The sequence below is a fragment of the Enterococcus sp. AMC1252 genome, from assembly GCF_058216515.1.
Window position 1 is genome coordinate 1,333,020 of sequence record NZ_CM177097.1, and the last position, 19,671, is coordinate 1,352,690.

The 19,671-nt window shown below is 32.4% G+C and carries 20 protein-coding genes; 19 read left to right on the plus strand and 1 reads right to left on the minus strand.

The window, feature by feature from the left end:
- Positions 1 to 116 precede the first annotated feature (116 nt).
- The 16 genes from AC4BB5_RS06215 (at position 117) to AC4BB5_RS06290 (ending at position 16,067) form a co-directional block, all read left to right on the plus strand.
- On the plus strand, positions 117 to 524 hold the full coding sequence (locus AC4BB5_RS06215; RefSeq protein WP_490458500.1) for a DNA-binding transcriptional regulator Fis: 408 nt from the start codon (positions 117 to 119) through the stop codon (positions 522 to 524).
- A 384-nt stretch (positions 525 to 908) separates the two neighbouring features.
- The gene (locus AC4BB5_RS06220; RefSeq protein WP_490458501.1) at positions 909 to 1,109 is read left to right on the plus strand and encodes a hypothetical protein; all 201 of its coding nucleotides are present in this window, start codon (positions 909 to 911) and stop codon (positions 1,107 to 1,109) included.
- Between the two features lie 125 nt (positions 1,110 to 1,234).
- Positions 1,235 to 1,489 (plus strand): type II toxin-antitoxin system RelB/DinJ family antitoxin, encoded by a 255-nt coding sequence (locus AC4BB5_RS06225; RefSeq protein ID WP_490458502.1) that lies wholly within the window; start codon positions 1,235 to 1,237, stop codon positions 1,487 to 1,489.
- The gene (locus AC4BB5_RS06230; protein ID WP_490458503.1) at positions 1,479 to 1,772 is read left to right on the plus strand and encodes a type II toxin-antitoxin system RelE/ParE family toxin; all 294 of its coding nucleotides are present in this window, start codon (positions 1,479 to 1,481) and stop codon (positions 1,770 to 1,772) included. The genes AC4BB5_RS06225 and AC4BB5_RS06230 overlap by 11 nt, the downstream gene beginning before the upstream one ends.
- 606 nt (positions 1,773 to 2,378) lie before the next feature.
- Complete coding sequence (locus AC4BB5_RS06235; RefSeq protein ID WP_490458504.1) at positions 2,379 to 2,744, plus strand: RidA family protein; 366 nt, start codon at positions 2,379 to 2,381, stop codon at positions 2,742 to 2,744.
- Positions 2,737 to 3,936: an MFS transporter gene (locus AC4BB5_RS06240; protein ID WP_490458505.1), complete on the plus strand. Its 1,200-nt coding sequence runs from the start codon at positions 2,737 to 2,739 to the stop codon at positions 3,934 to 3,936. Before AC4BB5_RS06235 ends, AC4BB5_RS06240 begins: the two co-directional genes overlap by 8 nt.
- Positions 3,937 to 3,951: 15 nt before the next feature.
- Positions 3,952 to 5,133 carry a MalY/PatB family protein gene (locus AC4BB5_RS06245; protein ID WP_490458506.1) on the plus strand — a complete coding sequence of 394 codons (1,182 nt, stop codon included), beginning with the start codon at positions 3,952 to 3,954 and terminating at the stop codon, positions 5,131 to 5,133.
- Positions 5,134 to 5,870: 737 nt separating this feature from the next.
- The gene (locus AC4BB5_RS06250; RefSeq protein WP_490458507.1) at positions 5,871 to 6,140 is read left to right on the plus strand and encodes a TIGR04197 family type VII secretion effector; all 270 of its coding nucleotides are present in this window, start codon (positions 5,871 to 5,873) and stop codon (positions 6,138 to 6,140) included.
- Positions 6,141 to 6,152: 12 nt separating this feature from the next.
- Positions 6,153 to 6,527: a hypothetical protein gene (locus AC4BB5_RS06255; protein WP_490458508.1), complete on the plus strand. Its 375-nt coding sequence runs from the start codon at positions 6,153 to 6,155 to the stop codon at positions 6,525 to 6,527.
- Positions 6,511 to 8,283, plus strand: a complete 1,773-nt coding sequence (locus AC4BB5_RS06260; RefSeq protein WP_490458509.1) for a DUF3114 domain-containing protein — start codon at positions 6,511 to 6,513, stop codon at positions 8,281 to 8,283. Before AC4BB5_RS06255 ends, AC4BB5_RS06260 begins: the two co-directional genes overlap by 17 nt.
- Positions 8,210 to 8,854, plus strand: coding sequence for a hypothetical protein (locus AC4BB5_RS06265; RefSeq protein ID WP_490458510.1), 645 nt, complete (start codon positions 8,210 to 8,212; stop codon positions 8,852 to 8,854). The genes AC4BB5_RS06260 and AC4BB5_RS06265 overlap by 74 nt, the downstream gene beginning before the upstream one ends.
- Before the next feature lie 213 nt (positions 8,855 to 9,067).
- On the plus strand, positions 9,068 to 10,261 hold the full coding sequence (locus tag AC4BB5_RS06270; RefSeq protein WP_490458511.1) for an ATP-binding protein: 1,194 nt from the start codon (positions 9,068 to 9,070) through the stop codon (positions 10,259 to 10,261).
- A gap of 477 nt (positions 10,262 to 10,738) precedes the next feature.
- Positions 10,739 to 11,449 carry a DUF5986 family protein gene (locus AC4BB5_RS06275; protein ID WP_490458512.1) on the plus strand — a complete coding sequence of 237 codons (711 nt, stop codon included), beginning with the start codon at positions 10,739 to 10,741 and terminating at the stop codon, positions 11,447 to 11,449.
- Between the two features lie 11 nt (positions 11,450 to 11,460).
- Positions 11,461 to 12,627, plus strand: coding sequence for a helix-turn-helix domain-containing protein (locus AC4BB5_RS06280; protein WP_490458513.1), 1,167 nt, complete (start codon positions 11,461 to 11,463; stop codon positions 12,625 to 12,627).
- 147 nt (positions 12,628 to 12,774) lie between these two features.
- Positions 12,775 to 14,520 carry an ATP-dependent nuclease gene (locus AC4BB5_RS06285; RefSeq protein ID WP_490458514.1) on the plus strand — a complete coding sequence of 582 codons (1,746 nt, stop codon included), beginning with the start codon at positions 12,775 to 12,777 and terminating at the stop codon, positions 14,518 to 14,520.
- Positions 14,520 to 16,067 carry a UvrD-helicase domain-containing protein gene (locus tag AC4BB5_RS06290; protein WP_490458515.1) on the plus strand — a complete coding sequence of 516 codons (1,548 nt, stop codon included), beginning with the start codon at positions 14,520 to 14,522 and terminating at the stop codon, positions 16,065 to 16,067. Before AC4BB5_RS06285 ends, AC4BB5_RS06290 begins: the two co-directional genes overlap by 1 nt.
- A 260-nt stretch (positions 16,068 to 16,327) precedes the next feature.
- Here AC4BB5_RS06290 and AC4BB5_RS06295 read toward each other — a convergent pair whose 3' ends face one another.
- Positions 16,328 to 16,651, minus strand: coding sequence for an ArsR/SmtB family transcription factor (locus AC4BB5_RS06295; RefSeq protein ID WP_490458516.1), 324 nt, complete (start codon positions 16,649 to 16,651; stop codon positions 16,328 to 16,330).
- A 179-nt stretch (positions 16,652 to 16,830) separates the two neighbouring features.
- Between AC4BB5_RS06295 and AC4BB5_RS06300 the strand changes: the two genes are divergently transcribed.
- From AC4BB5_RS06300 to AC4BB5_RS06310, 3 genes are all read left to right on the plus strand, one after another.
- On the plus strand, positions 16,831 to 17,625 hold the full coding sequence (locus AC4BB5_RS06300; protein ID WP_490458517.1) for an SDR family NAD(P)-dependent oxidoreductase: 795 nt from the start codon (positions 16,831 to 16,833) through the stop codon (positions 17,623 to 17,625).
- 505 nt (positions 17,626 to 18,130) lie between these two features.
- Positions 18,131 to 18,322 carry a DUF3173 family protein gene (locus AC4BB5_RS06305; RefSeq protein WP_490458518.1) on the plus strand — a complete coding sequence of 64 codons (192 nt, stop codon included), beginning with the start codon at positions 18,131 to 18,133 and terminating at the stop codon, positions 18,320 to 18,322.
- 41 nt (positions 18,323 to 18,363) lie between these two features.
- Positions 18,364 to 19,539, plus strand: a complete 1,176-nt coding sequence (locus tag AC4BB5_RS06310) for a site-specific integrase (protein ID WP_490458519.1) — start codon at positions 18,364 to 18,366, stop codon at positions 19,537 to 19,539.
- The last annotated feature ends 132 nt before the right edge of the window (positions 19,540 to 19,671 follow it).

Sequence of the window (19,671 nt, forward strand, 5' to 3'; positions counted from 1 at the left end):
GATTGTAGAAAATAAACGACATTAGCTAAAGAGGTCATCAGTATTTCAAACTAAATAATTCATGCAAAGACGTCTAATTTGAGGGCGTCTTTTTGCATATTTGAAAAGGAGATACGATGTATTTTTGTATGATGATTGAACAAAAAAAGGGCTATAATAGCTGTGTAGATAGCAGCATTTATTTGGAGATAGGAGATGTACAAACGTATCAAGTTATGGAGAAAAATAAGGAAGGAGGGAAAATGTTGAGCGCTGAAGTTAAGATTATTTTATCTGAGGAACAGTTGGCTTTATTGCAGCAAAGTATGTATGATATGTTGCTAGAAAGCATGCAGGAAGCAAAGAAAAGTGCTGGGATTGATCAGCCATTTTTGAAGCAAAATAAGGCTGCCGCTTACTTAGGGATCTCAGTAAATACATTAAAAAAACTCGAACAAAAGGGGCTACCAAGTATTCGAGTTGATGGGCTAAAATTGTATAGTAAAGAAGAAATGAAACATTGGATTTTGACAAATAGAGAGTAAAAAAGGATGGAAAATCCACTGGTTTTAAGGCCAATTTTACCAGTTTGACAGTTTTTTTAGTGAATAGAAAAAAGAATGACGTGCTGTGATAGTTTATGACACTGGTAATTTTGGCAAAATTACCAGTGTCAGTTACTGAATTGATATCATTAGAAAACAAACCGCACTGCGGTTTCTATCACTTGTGATAGCAGTTTTCCCTTATGCCCTTCAACCTAAAAGAGTGGGAAATATAAGGTTTTGGAATAGTTTACTCAATCTGAACATCAAAAAATTGCCAAGTTCTCTTACATATTTTTTTCAAATTTAAGCTTCTTCATGCTTCGAATTGGTGTATAATAATGACAAAAAAATAGAGGGAAATTGGAGAGGAGATAATCGAATATGTACAATAATAAAGATAAAAAATTTCACTGTAATCGCTGTGATAAAGTTGTGAATATTGGAGAAAAATGTTGGACAAAATGGAATTTTCCTCCTAAGATTACGACCGCTCAAACACTACCAATCAAGGAATTGGAATTCCAAAATGCGCCAATTTTGTGTTTGGATTGTGCGGATAAAATGATGTCAGAAAAATTCTAAAAGTAACTATTTTTTCGCCATATTATCTTTGTTAAAATTTAATGTTGATTCATTATCATGTAATCATTCGTGTTAACAATGTATCTACTATGTGATATAATAGTGTTGGAAAGAGGTGTTGAGAGATGGCAAATATTAATATACGAATAGATGATGAGTTAAAGGAAGAATCAAAAGAAATACTGGAGTCCCTTGGCTTAGATTTAACGTCAGGCATTAAGATTTTTCTTAAGCAAGTCGTTTTAAGTAATGGCATACCATTTGAATTAACTTTAAATAAGCCAGATATTATTCATGCTCTTGAAGACATTCAAAGTGGTAGAATTGAAAGCTTTGATAATGTCGCTGATTTGATGAAAGAGTTGAACGATGAGGATTGAACGAACCGCAACGTTTAAACGTAATTACAAGCTATTAAAAAAGAAAAATTATGATTTGAAAAAATTAGAAGCGGTTCTGCATTTGATTGTGGCACAGGATAAAGATACGTTAAAGCGAAAATACAAAGATCACGCTTTACAGGGGAATTTGAAGGGACTTCGGGAGTTACACATTCAAAGTGACTGGCTGCTAGTATATAAGGTGGAAAATGATTGTCTAGAACTGTGGTTGCTTGCTACTGGCAAGCATGATGATGTTTTTAGAAGTAGTCAAAACTTTTAGTAGAGGACTCTCAATGCAGAGTTCTTTTTTGTAAAAATTTCCTTAAAATGTAGCGGGGAAAAAATGATTTTTGATTGATTTTGCGTATATAATGAAGTAATTTGGTTTACTGGATTTTGATAGTCGTAATTACTAGGAAATAGCCGTTTTTTTCAAAAAAGAAAGCAAGTGAATCATCAAGAAAGCGTTGACTATCCCCGTTTTTTTCTTTACAATGGATGTGAGATAAAAACGTGAATAAACAAAAAGGCACTTCATCGTTAAGGCTGGAACCAAAACGATGAAGCCCTGAGAAGTCAGATTGCGCTGACCAATCAAGTTGCCCATTAGTCGATACAAAGTACCGACCTCATTTATTATAACTAATTTTCTGGTGATTTTCCACCGTTCTATTAGTTTTTCTTTGAATGAGTGCAGGTTTATTTTGTCAGCTATGCAATGGTATTGGAGAGGTACAGTCCAATACCATTTTTTTGTGCGTTTTTATCTCCTTTTTTTCTAAAAAAATAGGAGGCGAATTACAATGAATGAACACATCCAAATACATGCACCTTAATCATGATAAAAGCACAGTTGTAAAGGGGTTAAAAAGAAAAGGAGGAAACAATGAATAGTCCTTTTAGTGTTAGTAAAAAAAGTACCGACTTGCTTTTCGTTTCAGGGCAATTGCCCATAGAAAGAGGAAAAGAGCAAATTGTCTCCCATCAAATTTATGATCAAGCATTGATTTGTTTAGAAAATATTGAAAGCGTTATCTCTTGCTGTGGACTAACAAAAGAACAGATACTTAAAACGACTGTTTATCTTACAGATATTAGTCAATTGAGTGAAGTGAATCGAGCGTATGCAGATTTCTTTGAACAAGTGGATGAACTGCCAGTAAGAAGTGCCTTTCAAGTTGTTGCATTAGCAAAGGGAGCTTCTGTAGAAATTGATGCAGTAGCTCAGTTAAGTGAGGTAACTCATGTCTAAAAAAAGAATCATGATTGCCTTGCTCGTTTTAATGTTTGTTTCTAATATTGCGCTAGGTATTTCTCCAAGTGTTGGGAAGATTGGTCTTGCCTTTCCAGAAGTTAGTCGCTCAACCTTACAAATGATTTTATCTCTTGCCGCATTTTCCAGCTTTGGTGCATCGTTGGTTGTTGGAAAAATGCAACAGTATATTTCTCAAAAAACAGTGATTCTCTCTGGCGCTGTTCTCCTTTCACTCGGCGCCTTGCCACTCGTTATTTCAACTAGTTTTCCATTTCTTTTAGCTGTCTCTGTTTTATTAGGTTTAGGTGCAGGAACTATGACAGCAACAGCACCCGCTTTAATCTCTACTTATTTTACAGGGGATGAACGTTCCTCTATGTTAGGCAAAAATACTAGCTTAAAATCTATCGGCAGTATGGTTATGACAAGTCTAGGAGGCATGCTAGCTGTGTACGGTTGGCAGTTTAATTATGCTATTTTTCTCTTTGCGATTGCTGGTTTTGTGATTGGTCTAGTGTTGTTACCAAACGATCGAAAAATTAAAAAAGAGGAAGCAACTGAAACGACTAATGCTTCACAGGAACAAGTCCAAGATGAAAATCTGTTGAAATTAACGAGTCCCTCTGTTTTGATTGTGATTGCTTTAGGGGGTACGATCACCTTAATGAGTGCCTGTACGCAGAATAACCTTGCGATTCATGCTCAGGAATTAAAAATAGGTGAGACATCAATCGCAGGTTTAGCATTAGCCTGTCAAAGCTTAGGGGCAATTGTAGCGGGATTTTTTATTACATCAGTGTCTAAAATTCTTAAGCAACATACCTTGTTTGTAGGCTATATTTCGATGGCAATCGGTCATGGCATTATCGCAACGATTCACATACCCATTGCACTATTTATTGGTTGTTTCTTTGTGGGTATGAGTACTGGATCAGTCATGACACGCATCTTGTATCTGATGACCTCAGTTGTGCGACCTTCTGCCATTCCTGTTACCGCAAGTATCTTTTCAGCAGCGACTAGTTTAGGATTTGCCTTATCGCCTTTACTATTTAACCCAATAGCGAAACTATTCTCAGATTCACTTGCGACAACCTCATTCTTTATTGCTACGTGTTTAGCAGCTTGTTTAGTTTTACTATTAGGTATCACACAATTTGAACAACGACTATTGAAAAAAATAAACTAAATAGGAGGAAACGAAATGTCACAATTTGATGAAGTCATTGAAAGACGTGGAACGTGTGCAGGAAAATATGATGGGTTAGAGTTGCTTTATGGGAATGCTGATTTATTGCCAATGTGGGTAGCAGATATGGATTTCAAAGCACCTAAAGAAGTGGTTGAGGCTGTTGTAAAACGCGCAGAACATGGCGTATTTGGATATAGTATGTTTGGCTCATTCTATACGGATGCACCCATTAAATGGCATGAAAAAAGAAACAACATTACTTATACAAAAGAAAGTATCTTTTTTACGCAATCCGTTTTACGCTCACTCAATCTTGCAATTTTAGGATTAACTGATGAAGAAGATAGTGTGATGATTTCTCTTCCAACGTATGGACCATTCGCAAAAGTGCCAGCTGGAGCGAAGAGAAATTGGGTAGGAAGTCACTTGAGAAGAACGGGTCATTCTTATGAGATTGATTTTCAAGATTTTGAAGAGACAATCACTAAAAACAATGTGAAATTGTATATTCTTTGCAATCCTCATAATCCAACTGGACGTGTATGGACAGAACAGGAGTTAGTCACTATTTTGTCTATATGTAAGAAGTACGGCGTATTAGTCGTTTCTGACGAAATTCACAGTGACTTAATTATGCCCGGGCAAACCTTTATCCCCGCCATGAAAGTTGCACGTGAGATTGGGTATGATCAATCCTTGATGGTTTTGACAGCGCCAACGAAGACTTTCAATATGGCTGGGCTACAAGTCTCTTATTACATTGTAGAAAATAAAGAGCTACAAGATAAAATGGCAGAAGCAAAAGCCTATACCCACGTTTCGGATTTATTGAACAACTTTTCGTATATCAGTTTGGAAGCAGCATATGAGTATGGAGATAACTATGTAGACGAGCTAACAGCTTATATTTACGAAAATTATCAATATATGTGTAGAGAACTAGAAGCACATTGTCCAAAGGTTGAAGTCACTGATTTACAGGCAACCTATCTCACATGGCTGAATGTTAATTATCTCGATACAACAGAAGAAGCATTACGAGAAGCGATGGTAGAACATGGTCTTGCGATTGAAACCAGTCAAGATTTCTTTGAAAAAGATGATCTATGTATTCGAGTAAATCTAGCTTGTCCGAAAGAAACCTTGAAAAAAGGGATCTCAATGCTCGTAAACGGCATTAACAGTCTTGCATAAATTTTTAATTAAAATAATTAGAACGAAAACAAAAGAAGCTAGGATGATGTTCCTTGATGGCACAAAACATCAAGGAGTGTAATCGCAATATCTAGTAGATTTTGAGCTTGTAGTGTCTGGTAGCAATTCGTTCTTTTTATAAATGATAGTGCATTAGAAAAAGGACACTCCCTAGCTAAATATATTACTTTTATGTCTAATCCACTATCAAAAGAATAGATACTCATAAATTTAAGACACTCATGTTTTATTGGTACAAACATGTGCCCTAGAAATTAACAAAAAGGCAGCCTAGTCAATGCGCGATTAGTCAATTTTCATATAGAGAAAAGAAGAAAATAAAGTAGTTAAATCAAACCGTTAATACAGGGAATAATCTATGAGTATCCGTTCATGTGGAGGAACAGCTATGTTAAAAGAAAGCCAGAAATTTCTTTTGGAACATAGCTGTTTCTTTATGTCGTTATAATTATTTATCTAGGGTTATAATCAATAATTGACCTAATGTTATTTTTATAACAGGATATACAATTTTTGAATATTCTGTTAAACTAAAATGGACAAATTGTTTAAAAAGATAGTGTTATTGATTTTTTTGAACGATAAAAAAGTTTAGAAACTAATAATATTAAGCTAGTAAAATAAATGGCTCTAACTCAAGTTACATAAGTTAAGAAAATTGTAGTAGATCGATACGAAAATAAATATTGCTTTAAAGAATAAGGAGGAAATGATAGATGGCAATCAAAAGTGATTTAGGTGCAGCTGTATTAGTTGGTGGTAATTTATTAGCAAAAGCAAACTCAGGGAATCAAGAAATCCAATATGCCGAAGAATCCAATTTAACCGCTGTTAGCTCTGGAAAAATGCAAGGGGAACAAGCAAATCAATTATTTGGACAATACAAAAGTTTATTGAGTGGAGATGCCGAGCGAATTGGTTCGCTAGGTGCTGAATTTGATGCAATTGATAAAAAAATAGTGCAACAAGTCAACCAACATTTATAGGGAGACAAGAAAATGACAGAAGAGTATAAAAAAATTCAAAATAAACTATATGAAATTGAAGGAAAACAAGAAACGATTGAGAAAATTAGAAAAAGAGTTTTATCTGAGGAAGACTATTCAATGAATCAGACGAATCAATCTCTTCGACAAATTGAGGAAAGTAGTTATGAATGGCGACATGATAGCAAACTTCAACAATTATTTTATGAACAAGAAAATTTAATAACTGGAATCCAAAAGAAACGACTGTATTTTTTAGAAGATTGGGAAGAAAAAATCAACCATGATAAAAAACAACTACGTCAACAAGAAGAGGACTATCAAGAAAAATTACATCAATTAAAAATGAAAGAAGTGCGGGAGGAATCCAATGGGACTACTACTTAAACCAGCAGAGATAAAAATACAAACAGCAAGCATAATACAGACAATGGAAAAAGAGAATACTTCATTAGAAGGGATTAACCCTAGCATTAACGAGTTTGTTGAGAATTCTGATTTTGATGGTGCAGCTTGGAAAGGCATGAAGCAACAACTTGCAGGGCACCAATCAATTATCCAAGGCTTAATTTGTGCGAATGATGAAATGATCAGTGATAGTGCTGAGTTAGTTAGTGCAGTTGGTGATGAGGAGCTAGACGAAGACAAAATCTTAGAGGAGATAGAAAAATTAGAGCAACAAAATCGTATCTATCATTCTAATGTAGATAATTATATGCAATCTAAAAGGGAGCTTCTAAATAGCTCTATTGGTATGGGCACAAGTAATGAAGGTCTTTCTAATTATTATGCCCAACAAGCAGGCAACTATCACGAATTAATTTCAACGAATGAGCAAACGCTTAAAGTATTGAAAGAAAAGATAGAAACGCTTGTTGATATTGAAAACAGGACACGAGAGTTGTACCAAAATAGTACAGCTCTATACGATGCAGTAGCCCAAGGGATGACTGCAATGGAGAAAAGTTGGACGGGTAGTAGTTTTTCATTACCAATGGGCAGTACATGGCAAAAAACACTAGATAGTGGTTGGGAAAATAGTGAGTATAAGATGCGCAAAGAACTTGAAGCGGCAGGATGGGATAAGCCTGCTATTAAAGCCTATCAGGAATACATGAGAGCAGAATTGAAAGGATTAAAAGGGGCAGAAAGATTAAAGCGAATCAAGGAAATTCATGAAGAAACCTATTTAGTTGGTTCAAAGGTTTATGAGTTGATGTTCGATGCTACAGAAGTAGATAAAGTAGAATTAGTTTTAAAACAGATGAATGCAATTGTTGATGAAAATGGTTTTTTACAGCTCTCTGGAAAATACAAATTTAATCCCAATATGCCACCACATGATTCATTTTTAAAGAAATTTGCGAAAGCTGTGCGGGAAAAATATCCAAATACAGAATTAAGAGAAGAAGGGGAGTTAGCAAGGAAAATCCATTTATTTAGAAGCTATATTGACAAACATAATATTGATTATATTCGTTCGCATTTTGAAGGGAAAACAGATTACGATAAATTAAAAGCATATGCACAAAAATATAATATCGACCTTGATTATAGTACAGGAGCAAGTTTTCATAATAGAACAATGGGTGAATATGATTATACAAAAAATATGAAAGTTCTTTCGCCAAAAAAATATGAAAATGATGGTGGAAGAATGTCTGAATTCATTATTGATTTAGAAACAGGCAATTTTGTTAGCCAATGGAATGTATACAAGCAACGAGCAGATGGCAGCTATGAGTCAGATCTGAGTAAGTATGATATTGCAGATTGTGGAGATGTGGCGAATACAGAGTCATTTAATTACGGACCATCAAAAGGGGAGAATAATGACCGTCCAGCAAATGATAATGATAGTCACAGTAGATTAGATGTTGAACGTCCTAATGATGCTGATATAAGAGCATCAGTAACAAAAGAGTGGGAGAGTCCAACTGATTTTGATGATAGTGATACACAGGGGAACACAGGTAAATATGCAGATATTGTAAAGGCAGGTGAGGTGGATTATGAGGCTTGGCAAGAGGTTCCCCAAGATAAGAAACAAAAAGTTTATGATGAGTTTGTTGACTATTGTAGGAATAATAGGAATAATAATCCTGGTTTTTATAAGTTTTGGAAAGACTACAAAGGTAAATAATAGCTATGACATACTAAGACAAGAACAGTTTTTAGTAGTAAATGATGATGAAAATAATGATTCACAGTGGAATATGCGTTTTGACTTGAAGGGTAAACGCTTTTTTGGAAGCTTACTAGCAATAGACTACAATGAATCATATGGTACTCCAAAAGATAAATTTAAGGATGAGTCATTCAATCGTTTTTTTGACAATAACCTCTCAATTTTTAAATATCTAGAATTATCAAATGCTGAAATAAAGGAATCAAATTATGTAATTGAAAAAGAAATTTTACCTCTTCTGAATGAAAAAGAATTCAAAGAGAAGTTTCCTACGAATTTTGAAGCAGGGTATTTGAATGCAGGTTTAACAAAAGTCCGTATCGAGTATAATAAAAAATTTTTACCAATCAAAGTCTATGGCTATTATGATGGAACTGAAAAGGTAGAAAAGGGCTGGCACTTATTACGAACTATCTCTTACCCTTATAAAAATAAACAAGCTTTTGATAAGGAGCTAAAAGAGTATATTCAGTTAATCAAAGAAGTGGAAGAAGAAAAAGAAGCAGAGCGAGAACGTGAGAATTAACTATGCCAGGGAGAAAGGCTGAATTTCTGTTTCATTATCCTGTTCTATTAAACGTAAGTGTATTATAAATTTTAGATGTTTATTGACTAAAGAAATCTCTTGATGATTTTTAATTTCATTAAGAGATTTTTAATGTTTTATAAAATTTGAAGTTGACTTCAAATTTTTCTGTAATTAGATGGGAATAGAAGTATATTCCAAAGGAGGTTGAATATGTTTCAAAGACCAGTATATCTTAATCAATTCATTCAATTTAAAGATTCAGATTTTATCAAGGTTATTACAGGAGTACGTCGTTCTGGTAAATCAGTCCTGCTAATGCTGTATAAAGATTATCTGAAAAAAGAGCAGGTTTCAGAGGACCATATCATCTATATGAATTTTGAAAGCTTTGATTATCAGACCATTACGACAGAAGAAAAACTTCGAAAAAAAATAATGGAACTACTTCCAAAAGATCAAAAAAAAGTCTATCTTCTATTTGATGAAATTCAAGTTGTAAATGGCTGGCAACGAGTTGTAAATGGCCTTCGAGTAAGCTTTGATAGCGATATTGTGATTACAGGTTCAAACGCAAATATGCTTTCAGGAGAACTTGCGACATTATTAAGTGGACGCTACATTGAAATACCTATCTATCCATTTTCATTTAAAGAGTTTTTAAGTGTGAAAGAAATTGACGAAGATTCGCGAAAGGTAGATAGTGCCTACAGTGAATATGAAAAATATGGTGGTTTTCCAAGTGTTGTAATTGCTGAAGATTCTATCAAAGATACCATTCTATCAGGAATTTTTGATACGATTGTATTAAATGATGTGGTATTAAGAGCAGGTGTAAAAGACGCTACTGCACTAAAATCAATCATCAGCTTTCTTGCAGATAATGTTGGGCAATTGGTGAATGCATCGAAAATTGTTAATACATTAAAAAGTGAGGGCGTTGAAACAACAGTTCATACGGTTAATCGTTATTTAGATTTACTTGAAAATGGTTATTTATTTTATCGTGCAAAGCAATATGATATTCGGGGACGTGAATACCTTAGAACGAATGGAAAGTATTTTATTGTAGATTCAGGCTTACGAAGAAATGCTGTTGGTAGGAAAGACGGAAATTATAGTAACCAATTGGAAAACATTGTGTATGTAGAATTGCTTAGAAGAGGGTACACAGTAGATGTTGGGAAACTTAGTAATAAAGAGATAGATTTTGTTGCAAGGAAACGTGATGAAACGCTTTATGTTCAAGTCGCCTATGAGTTACCGGATAATAATCATGAAACAGATAATTTATTGAACATCAAGGATAATTATAAGAAGATTGTTGTGACTGGGAGATATCATGATGTGGAACAAATTGATGGGATACCGATTGTTTATATTGTTGATTGGTTGTTGGGTGAATAGTGTAAGGGATTAAGTGATAAAAAGAATTTGGAATAGTAGCTATGCACATCGTTTTATCAATGTGTATAGCTTTTTTTGCTGTATTCGACGAATGAAGATTATTAAAATTTCTATGTTAAGTGCAGAATTTGATGTAACTGATAAAAATAGTGCAACAATTCAACTAATTACTTATAGAAGGGCGAGAAAATGATGGAGGATTATAAAAAGTTCAAAAAAAATTTTGTTAAATTGAAGAAAAAATTGGTTCAAAGAGAATTACTTAATGAGCAATCCGACCGCTAAATTTAGGAAAGCAGTTAAGGACGATAACATGAGAGCAGTTAGCATTTTTTACTGAAACTTACTTATTAGTAAAGGCAGCTAAAAATATATGGTTGACAAAATATAAAAAAATCCTCCTTTTCTATCCTTATTTGAAAAAAATCTCTTTTTGTGGTAGAGTAAGAATATCTTATATTGAAGGAGTGTTTATGATTGGAAGAAAATTTAAAGGTTGCTTTTGTTGAGCAAATTTATCCTGGCTATGAAAATGAGTTAAAGGAGATTGTTAGCAAATATAACTTAGACTACAAGAGTAGAAACTTAAATCTTGGTAAACTAAAGAGAGCAGATAATTTAAAGAAAGTGATTGATACTCAGTTAGTAGATAGATTTCAATTCATTGATAAACGCTCGGTTATTTTCATTGATAAGATGGAAAGAGTTATGTATGCATTTATGTCTGAAGACAATAAAAATCAAATAGTAAGAAAATTTCATAAGGAAAGAGGATTGACATATCTTACAAGTGTAATCCTGTTAAAGAATCCATCTCTTGAAGAAGAGCATGATAAGTATGGTCAGCTCTTTGATCCTGCTGAGTATACTATTGATCGATTTGGTTCGGAGCTTTACGGAGAAGCTTCTGAAAAAGCAAATAAAATATTAGAGCAGTTTGGTGAATATATTGAAAAAGTTTGTATAATTACAAGGGATAACTCTATTGGTGACACGCCTAAGATTACTATGTACGAATTATCAGATGGCTGTGAGATTTTATATAGCGAAGATTGGAGTAAATATATTCCTACGGATTATATCATTGCCGCTAGTGGTTCAGAAATAGAAGGTAACGGAAGAACTGAATCAAAAAATAGAAAAAATAAGCATGTTAAACTTAAAGGTAGAAAAAGAAAAGCTGAATAGAGGTAATGAAAGTGTCAATACAACACCAATTTAATGGTCAAAGATTGAAAGAAGCAAGAATGTATAGAGGGATGACTTTGGAAGAACTTAAAGAGAAAATTGGTGTGTCTAAACAGATGATTTCAAAATATGAACAGAACATTTCTACACCAACACCGGAAATACTATTCTCTTTGTTACAAGCGTTGAAATTCCCAAAAGAATTTTTTTATTCTTCGAATAAACAAAACTTTGTATATGGGAATTCTTATTTCCGATCACTTTTAAGTACTTCAAAAAAAGACAAACAGTATCAATTGTCGAGAGTTGAAAATATTGTTAGTCTAAGAAATTTTTTAGAAGAGACAGTAGAATTTCCAAAATTTATTTTACCTGATTTGAGTGACGTAGAGAGTTTAGAAGGAAAGGCTAGTTTGTTGAGAAAAATATGGAATTTAGGAGAAAGTCCCATTGAAAATGCTGTAGAACTTTTGGAAAGCAAGGGATTTGTTATATCAGATTTAACATTTTCAAGTGAAAAGATAGATGCTTTTAGTCAAAGGGTCACAATGGAATTTCAAAATGAGATAAAAAATTATTATGCTATTGTTTTAGGTAGTAATAAAAAATCTTTTTACAGACGCCAATTTGACGTTGTGCATGAACTGGCTCATTTCATTCAACATGAAGACATTGATAATATTGAAGATGAGAATAATGATGTATATAAAAAAATAGAGAGAGAAGCAGATTCGTTAGCAGGATATTTTTTACTCCCAAAAAAGGCATTTAGTATTGATATCTCTAAAGATCCTTTAAACTTAAATTACTATAGAGAATTGAAGGTAAAGTGGAAAGTATCTATTGCATCAATGATTTATAGAGCTAAACAATTAGAAATAATAACTCAAGATGAGTTTATAAGACTTTATAAGAATTTGAGTAAAAGAGGATGGAGAAAAATAGAGCCTTTGGATGAAATTACACCAGTGGCTATGCCAGAGGCTTTTGAAGAAGCATTAGAACTACTGTTAGAAGAAAAAATATATACTCCAAAATCATTTATTGATGAATATTCAAGTAGTTCTGGTAAATATCTAACATTTCAAGAAATTGAAGAATTGCTTTGCTTAAATAATGGGTTCTTTTCAAAGTATCAGCAAAGTCAGGCTAAAATTGTATCTCTAAAGAAAGGCTAGTCTCTGTATAGGGTTAGCCTTTTTTTGTTTTGAAAGAACTACTTGTTAACTAAAAGAATAATTATTGTCAATAAAAGTATGATATTATTAGTTATATTAAGAAAAGGATATATTTGTTTTTTTTTTAGTTTGATGAGGAGGATTTATATGAAATTAAATAGGCTTATGGTTCAGAATTTTAGAAATTTTAAAGATGTAGTTGTCAACTTGTCCAATAAGAATGTTGTATTTGGTATGAATGATGTTGGGAAAACTAATTTACTTTGTTCATTACGATGTTTGTTGGATCGTAAAGTGAGAACTGATGGTTTTTCTGAAAGCGATTATTATCAGAGAGATACTTCCAGTACTATAAAAATTACCCTTGAAGTTGATTTGACAGATCGTGAGTCTGACAGAGACTCTCAGCATATAATTTCAAAAGTTGGTGGTGCAAGGGATAGTTCAGAGCTAAACAGATTTTATTTTCAAGTTGTAGGTACATTTGATTATAGTGAGGCCTTAGGCGTTCCAGAATTATTTTGGGGTAATAATTTAAATAGCATGCATAAAATCCCTCAAAATGGTAGTTTTTCTGATATTGATAGATTATTTAATATTATTTATGTTGATCCAACTATAGATTTAGATTATGTTTTTTCTAAAAATAGAAAAAAATTATTTGATCAAAAAAAATTGACAAGTCAAGATATAGTTATTTCGGAAGAAATTTCAGATTTGACGTTTGAAATGAATAAGAAAATTAGTTCTATGGAAGTTATGCAAAAATTTCAAAAGGAACTAACAGATGAGTATCATCAACTGAAAAAAGAGGATATAACAATTGAATTACAATCAGAGATGGCGATAAAAGGTTTCTTTAGTGATATACACCCGTATATAAAAAGAAAAGGAGATAGTGCACTTTATCCTACATCAGGCGATGGTAGAAAAAAAATATTAGCTTATTCTCTTTTGAATTATTTAACGAAAGAATATGATTCTGATAGAATCACTATTTATTTGATAGAAGAGCCAGAAAATAGTTTACATCGTTCTATGCAAATCGCTTTATCAAAGCAATTATTTGATTATTCTGTGTATGACTACTTTATATTATCTACTCATTCATCAGAATTATTATACGAAATGGATGATGCTTCTCTTGTTAGAATATACTCGCAAAACAAAACTAACTGTAAATCTTATATGTATAATGTGCCTAGTCAATTTAAATCGATAAAAAAAGAACTGAATGAATCCTTAACCACAGCACTTTTTTCAGATCGTGTATTGCTTATAGAAGGCCCTTCGGAGAAAGCATTATTCGAAAAAATATTATCAATTGTTAATCCAATTTATGAATTAGAAGGTGGGTATCTGTTATTAGTGGATGGTATTAAATTTAGACCATACTTTGACACATTAAAAGAGTTGAATATATTACCTATTATCAAAACTGACAATGATTTAAAAGCTAAAAGAGGAAATATAAAATCATTTGATACTATAGGCTTCAATCGCTGTTTAAATATTATTGGTAAAAAAAAATTAGAAAATATTACAATTGATTACTCATCGAAGGATGAAAATGGAAAATTAGTTTGGTTAGCAAGTGATAAGGAAAGGATGGTTTTTGATAAAAAAAGAGATTTATATGAGGCTAATGAGACTTTTATCAGAGAATTTGAAAATAATGATATATTCCTTTCAAAGGTTGATTTAGAGAATGATTTATTTGAGGTTATTCCAGAAAAGCTGACCAGTATTTTTGGTGATAATCCCGTAGTTACTCTTCAAGATAAAAAGTTACTAAATATGTTAAAACTCATTGATAATTTGAATAATGAAGAATGCTATAAAATATTTAATCATGATAGATTTAAAGCCTTAAAAAGATTGGTGGAGAACTAATGGAGATTGTCGATGAGCAAGTAAGAAAAGATATCTTAGATGCTAGCGGTAATATTATAGTTTCTGCTAGTGCTGGGTCGGGTAAAACCACAATAATGGTTAATAAAATCCTAAAAAAAATGAATGAAATTTCAGATCATAAGACAGTTGCTGCAATAACTTTTACGGTTAAGGCTACAGAGGAAATAAAAAGAAAGTCAGAACAACTGGGTGGAAACAATAAATTCGTTGTAATGACTAATGACTCTTTTGTTGAATATGAAATCATAAGGCCATTTTTAATAGATGCTTTCGGCGAAATATATAATAATGATTTTGTGATTAGTTATGAGAATTCTGTGAAATCCCATTCTTTTGATGAAGGTTTAAATATCTTAGAAAAGAGCAATAAACTAGGAACTTATCATAATATTAAAAGAAATTTTAAGTTTGAATTAGCAAAAAAAGTCTTAGAAAAAAGTCTGGCGGCTCAAGAATATTTTAAATCAAAATACGCAATGATTTTTTTGGATGAATATCAAGACTCTGATACAGATATGCATAATCTATTCATGTATATAAAAAACGAGTTATTGATTGACCTTTTTATTGTAGGAGATAGTAAACAAGCTATATACCTGTGGAGAGGTGCACAAAAAAATATTTTTACTCAATTAGAAAACGAAGGGATGCAAAGGTTTGAACTTGTAACTAATTTTAGAAGTCATTTTGAAATTGTTAATTATGCTAATCTTATGCATAATCATCTGCAGTTTAAAAATGATTATTCTAAAGAAGCAACACATGTTATTCATTGTAAAACCAATGACTATGTTCAGTCCATTAATGAACTTTGTGAGGCAGGTATAGTGGATAAAAATAAAAATATAACAGTTATTGCAAATATAAACAGTCATGCAAAAGATATTTCTGATAATTTAAATGAACAGGGTTTTAATTTTGTTTTTATTCCTAGAACGCCATTAGATGATGGAGCTGAGAATGCTAATGTATTAAAAGCAATTGCCTGTTATTTATTAGATGAGGATTATTCTGTCTATGATATTGCTGAAGTATTGAGAATAGAGCAACGTAAAACACTTCTGAATAAAATTGATAGTCTGTTAGAGCCTCTAAAGAAATTAGTACCATTATCATCTAATCAATCTAAAGAAGATATCTGTGTCTCGTTTGTTAAATCTATTACTAATTTTAGTAACTACTTGGGACTGGCTATAACTAATGATGAAAAAGCGCTATTGTTAGATAGCGTTACAAATATGTACTTTTATCCAGCATTTATAAAAACCAATGATTTGCATAAGGTTATGACTGTTTTTGGTTCTAAAGGTCTAGAATTTAATCAAGTTATTAGTTTTGCTAATTACTATAGCTTTAGTGATGAAGGTAAAAAAAATAATCATTATGTTTGTGTGACTAGGGCCGAAGAAAAATTTGTGATGATGGAGGGGGAATTTGGAGAATATAGTGAACAGATTACCAGCAAACTGGGAGAATTAGGGATAGATAATGAAAATACCATATTCAATTTGATAGATCACAGTTAAATTACTAACGATTTGCTTATTGCTGTTTTATATATTTGCTGATTATTCCTAATAAAATCTTTGTTGGAAGAATTAATAGAGTTGTAATATAAAAGACTACAAACGTTAAAGTATTAACGTCTAAGTAAGGTAATTAAACGCTATAAGCTATAAAACCGCTATCCAGTGACTAATTGATTGTTAAAAAATAGCGGAATACACTGAGCATATCTAAACAAAAAGGATTAACTTTGGTAAAATCATCAAAGTTTAATCCTTTTTTACTTCATAATTTGATTTTTTAGCAGTTCGATTAATCCGGGGAATTGCTGATTCAGTCCGTCTATATTGACTTCGTATTTATATTTGTTCCTTTCCTTATGAAGTAAGATAATATCTGCCTCTCTTAACGTTTTTAGATGATGTGACATTGTCGATTTTACTATTGGGTAGCGTTCTTTTAGTAAACAACCTCTTTTCTCATCCAATAAACAAAGAACAATATCTAAACGAATAGGATCGCTTAGTGCTTGAAAAATTTGCAGTAAGTTCATGTCGTATTTTTGATCGCTTTCAGTATCTATAAAGGTTTTATCAATTTTCATAATGTCATTTTACCACAGAAAAAAAATAACTGATAGATGGTTGATTTCATTTTAAAAAGTAGTATACTGAAATTAAGTTCGATGGAAATCGAACCCATAAGAAGGAATAACTTCTTGATTTAAAAGATAAGATAGTAAAGTTGATAGAAAGTTACATAAAGAAAGGGAGTAAAAGAGGTATGGGACAAGTTGATTTCAAAGATAAAGTAATTTGGATAACAGGTGCTTCTTCAGGACTAGGAGAAGCTATGGCACATGAATTTGCTGATCGTGGAGCGAAAGTCATTTTATCTGGTCGTAAAGAAAAGGAATTAGTAAGGGTACAATCTCAAGTGACTAATTCAAGTTTCTTAATTCTTGATTTACTACAACCAGAAACCTTTGAAAATAAAGTGAATGATGCAATTTCTTTGTATGGTCATGTAGATATCATTGTTCATAATGGTGGAGTAGGGCAAAATGCGTTGGCAATAGATACGAAAAAAGAAGTGCAACATACTATTTTTGATGTCAATTTCTTTAGTACAACAGAATTGACACAATACTTGCTCCCTCATTTAAAAAAAAGAAAAACAGGAAATATTGTTTTAATATCTGGTGTTTTAGGGAAAGTAGCATTATCTGGTCGCTCATCATACTCTGCTTCAAAGGCAGCACTTCATGGTTACTATGACAGTTTAAGAGCTGAGCTGATAAATGATAATATAGATGTTACCATTCTGATACCAAGTTTTTTAAAGACAGATTTGACAAAAAAAGCGTTAAGTTATAATGGTGAACGCTCAAATAAAGAAGCTGGAACTTCTGGTTGTCCAGTAGACAAGGCCGCAAAACAGGTCGCAAATGCAGTTTTTAAGAAAAAATATCAAGCTTTTATTGGAAATAACGACAAGGGACGATTGTTGCTCATTATTAATCGATTATTCCCATCATTGGCGATGAATATGGTTTTGAAACAAGTAAAAAATAAATAGGAATCATGTAGATTAACCATTTCAATATAAAATAAAAATATAGGAGAGAAAAGTAGCTGTTGGTATAGTAAAAAGTGACATAGTAAACCTTTAGGGATTAGAAATGTTCGATCAAATTGGAAGGAAAATAATGTGATGAAAGTGAAACGAATAAAAGTTATAGGGTTATGGGGTAGAGGAGTCTACTCCTTTTTTTGTTTGAAAAAAATTTATCCATAGAAAAATGATTAAGGAATAAAAAGTTTAAAAAGGTTTATTTTTGTCTACAAAAAACTAATTTATTAAATGTAAGCCTTTTGATCCTTGACAATAGAATAGCTAATTTATCAATAAGACAATCCAACTAAAACAATAAACTAGTATACGTTTCAAACATAGAAAGAGGTGATAAGTATTGATTGTCTATAGACACAACCAATCAAACCAGTAAAAAAGAAAAAATGAGATAGCTTATATACATGAACAACAAAGGAGGATCGAAAATCTGGAAAAAGAATTTGAAGTAATGGTCAACCGCTCGGATTTGATACAAATGGGATTTAAATCAAATCAAGCTCGTCAAATGCTAAAAGAATCAAAAGAATATTTAACTAAAATTGAAGGCTTAAGCTTCTATAGTAATCGACAGGTAAGCGTTGTACCTGCTAGGATAATTGAAAAACTTTACCATATTCAACTAAAGCAAAAAGTATTATAATAATAGTAAGCTTACTCTTCTTTTAAGAAGGAGAAGAAAAGATGGGGAAAATACAAAATGTCTATCAAGATAAGCAGACTAAAAAATGGTTTTTTCGTGCTTACTTAGGTATGGATCAAGACGGTAAAAGAATGCAGAAAACAAAACGAGGTTACCCAACTCAACGAGAAGCGAAGGCTGCGTATGACAAATATATGCTCACACGAGGGTTTAATCAAACCCTCGCTTCTCAACTGAACACCGCAAGTAAAATAACTTTTGAAGATTTTTACCGTATTCGATTTGTCGCTTGGTACAGTAAGCAGGTTAAAAGCCAAACTTTTGAGAATGCACAGTTTATTTTTGCAAAGAAAATGGAATATTTTTATCACATGCGTGTGCAAGATATTACGAGTCAAGATATTGAAGCATGGATGTTTGAATTGAGCCAAACTGCAACTAGAAACTCTAGAAAAAAAGATGATAAGGAAACATTGTCTAAGTCATATATTAACCGTATCCTTGGGCATTTAAAAATCATTTTGGAGCGAGCGGTGAAAGAAGGCTTGATTGAAAAGAATCCTGTTGATAAGGTCTCACATTTTCCTGTTGAAAATAAAAAAGTCGACTTTTGGGAAGTGCAAGAATTTAAACAAGTGATGTCTGTCATACCAGAGGATTCCATTCAAAATCAACACAGAAAGATGATGTTTGAACTATTGTTTTATTCTGGGATACGAATTGGTGAATTACAAGCCTTATCTTGGGCAAATGTGAATTTAAAAAAGCATCTGATTACGATTGAAAAAACGCTGATTTATAATGGAAAAGATGACTGGTACTTTTCTACACCAAAATCTAAAAAAGCTTTCCGAATCATTGGGATAGGGGAAAGCCTTTCAAAAAAATTAGCAAATTGGAAAAAGTTACAAAAAATGGTTGGTAATTTTGAATATGTATCCCAAGTAGATGGTACCTTTACACCAAGTTATTCATTTTCAACTTGGCTGAAAGACGTTGCAAGGAAAGCAGGAATCAAGCCTATTAAGCTTCATTCCTTAAGGCATTCCCATGTAGCACTGCTCGTTGACCAAAACATTCAACCATTAGCAATCCAAGAAAGAATGGGACATGCTACGATTCAAATTACATTAGGCACTTATGGTCATTTGTATGCGAAATCAGACCAGCAAGTGGTTGAGGCGATTGATTCGCTCTTAGATGAGACTAAAATTTGATGAAAAAGTAGGTGTATTTACTCGGTTTTGGTTTTCCACCATTCTACCAAAGGGTGTGGGAATGTTGTTAAATCAACGATGAAGAGATGATTTTTCCAATCTAAGATGTATCGGAAATAGTATGAAAACTCA

Coding starts and splice junctions, on each gene's coding strand:
- AC4BB5_RS06290 (WP_490458515.1), top strand. CDS start 14,520: ATGGAGATTGTCGATGAGCAAGTAAGAAAAGATATCTTAGATGCTAGC.
- AC4BB5_RS06215 (WP_490458500.1), top strand. CDS start 117: ATGTATTTTTGTATGATGATTGAACAAAAAAAGGGCTATAATAGCTGT.
- AC4BB5_RS06225 (WP_490458502.1), top strand. CDS start 1,235: ATGGCAAATATTAATATACGAATAGATGATGAGTTAAAGGAAGAATCA.
- AC4BB5_RS06245 (WP_490458506.1), top strand. CDS start 3,952: ATGTCACAATTTGATGAAGTCATTGAAAGACGTGGAACGTGTGCAGGA.
- AC4BB5_RS06270 (WP_490458511.1), top strand. CDS start 9,068: ATGTTTCAAAGACCAGTATATCTTAATCAATTCATTCAATTTAAAGAT.
- AC4BB5_RS06250 (WP_490458507.1), top strand. CDS start 5,871: ATGGCAATCAAAAGTGATTTAGGTGCAGCTGTATTAGTTGGTGGTAAT.
- AC4BB5_RS06285 (WP_490458514.1), top strand. CDS start 12,775: ATGAAATTAAATAGGCTTATGGTTCAGAATTTTAGAAATTTTAAAGAT.
- AC4BB5_RS06230 (WP_490458503.1), top strand. CDS start 1,479: ATGAGGATTGAACGAACCGCAACGTTTAAACGTAATTACAAGCTATTA.
- AC4BB5_RS06220 (WP_490458501.1), top strand. CDS start 909: ATGTACAATAATAAAGATAAAAAATTTCACTGTAATCGCTGTGATAAA.
- AC4BB5_RS06300 (WP_490458517.1), top strand. CDS start 16,831: ATGGGACAAGTTGATTTCAAAGATAAAGTAATTTGGATAACAGGTGCT.
- AC4BB5_RS06255 (WP_490458508.1), top strand. CDS start 6,153: ATGACAGAAGAGTATAAAAAAATTCAAAATAAACTATATGAAATTGAA.
- AC4BB5_RS06260 (WP_490458509.1), top strand. CDS start 6,511: ATGGGACTACTACTTAAACCAGCAGAGATAAAAATACAAACAGCAAGC.
- AC4BB5_RS06295 (WP_490458516.1), bottom strand. CDS start 16,651: ATGAAAATTGATAAAACCTTTATAGATACTGAAAGCGATCAAAAATAC.
- AC4BB5_RS06305 (WP_490458518.1), top strand. CDS start 18,131: ATGGTCAACCGCTCGGATTTGATACAAATGGGATTTAAATCAAATCAA.
- AC4BB5_RS06240 (WP_490458505.1), top strand. CDS start 2,737: ATGTCTAAAAAAAGAATCATGATTGCCTTGCTCGTTTTAATGTTTGTT.
- AC4BB5_RS06310 (WP_490458519.1), top strand. CDS start 18,364: ATGGGGAAAATACAAAATGTCTATCAAGATAAGCAGACTAAAAAATGG.
- AC4BB5_RS06235 (WP_490458504.1), top strand. CDS start 2,379: ATGAATAGTCCTTTTAGTGTTAGTAAAAAAAGTACCGACTTGCTTTTC.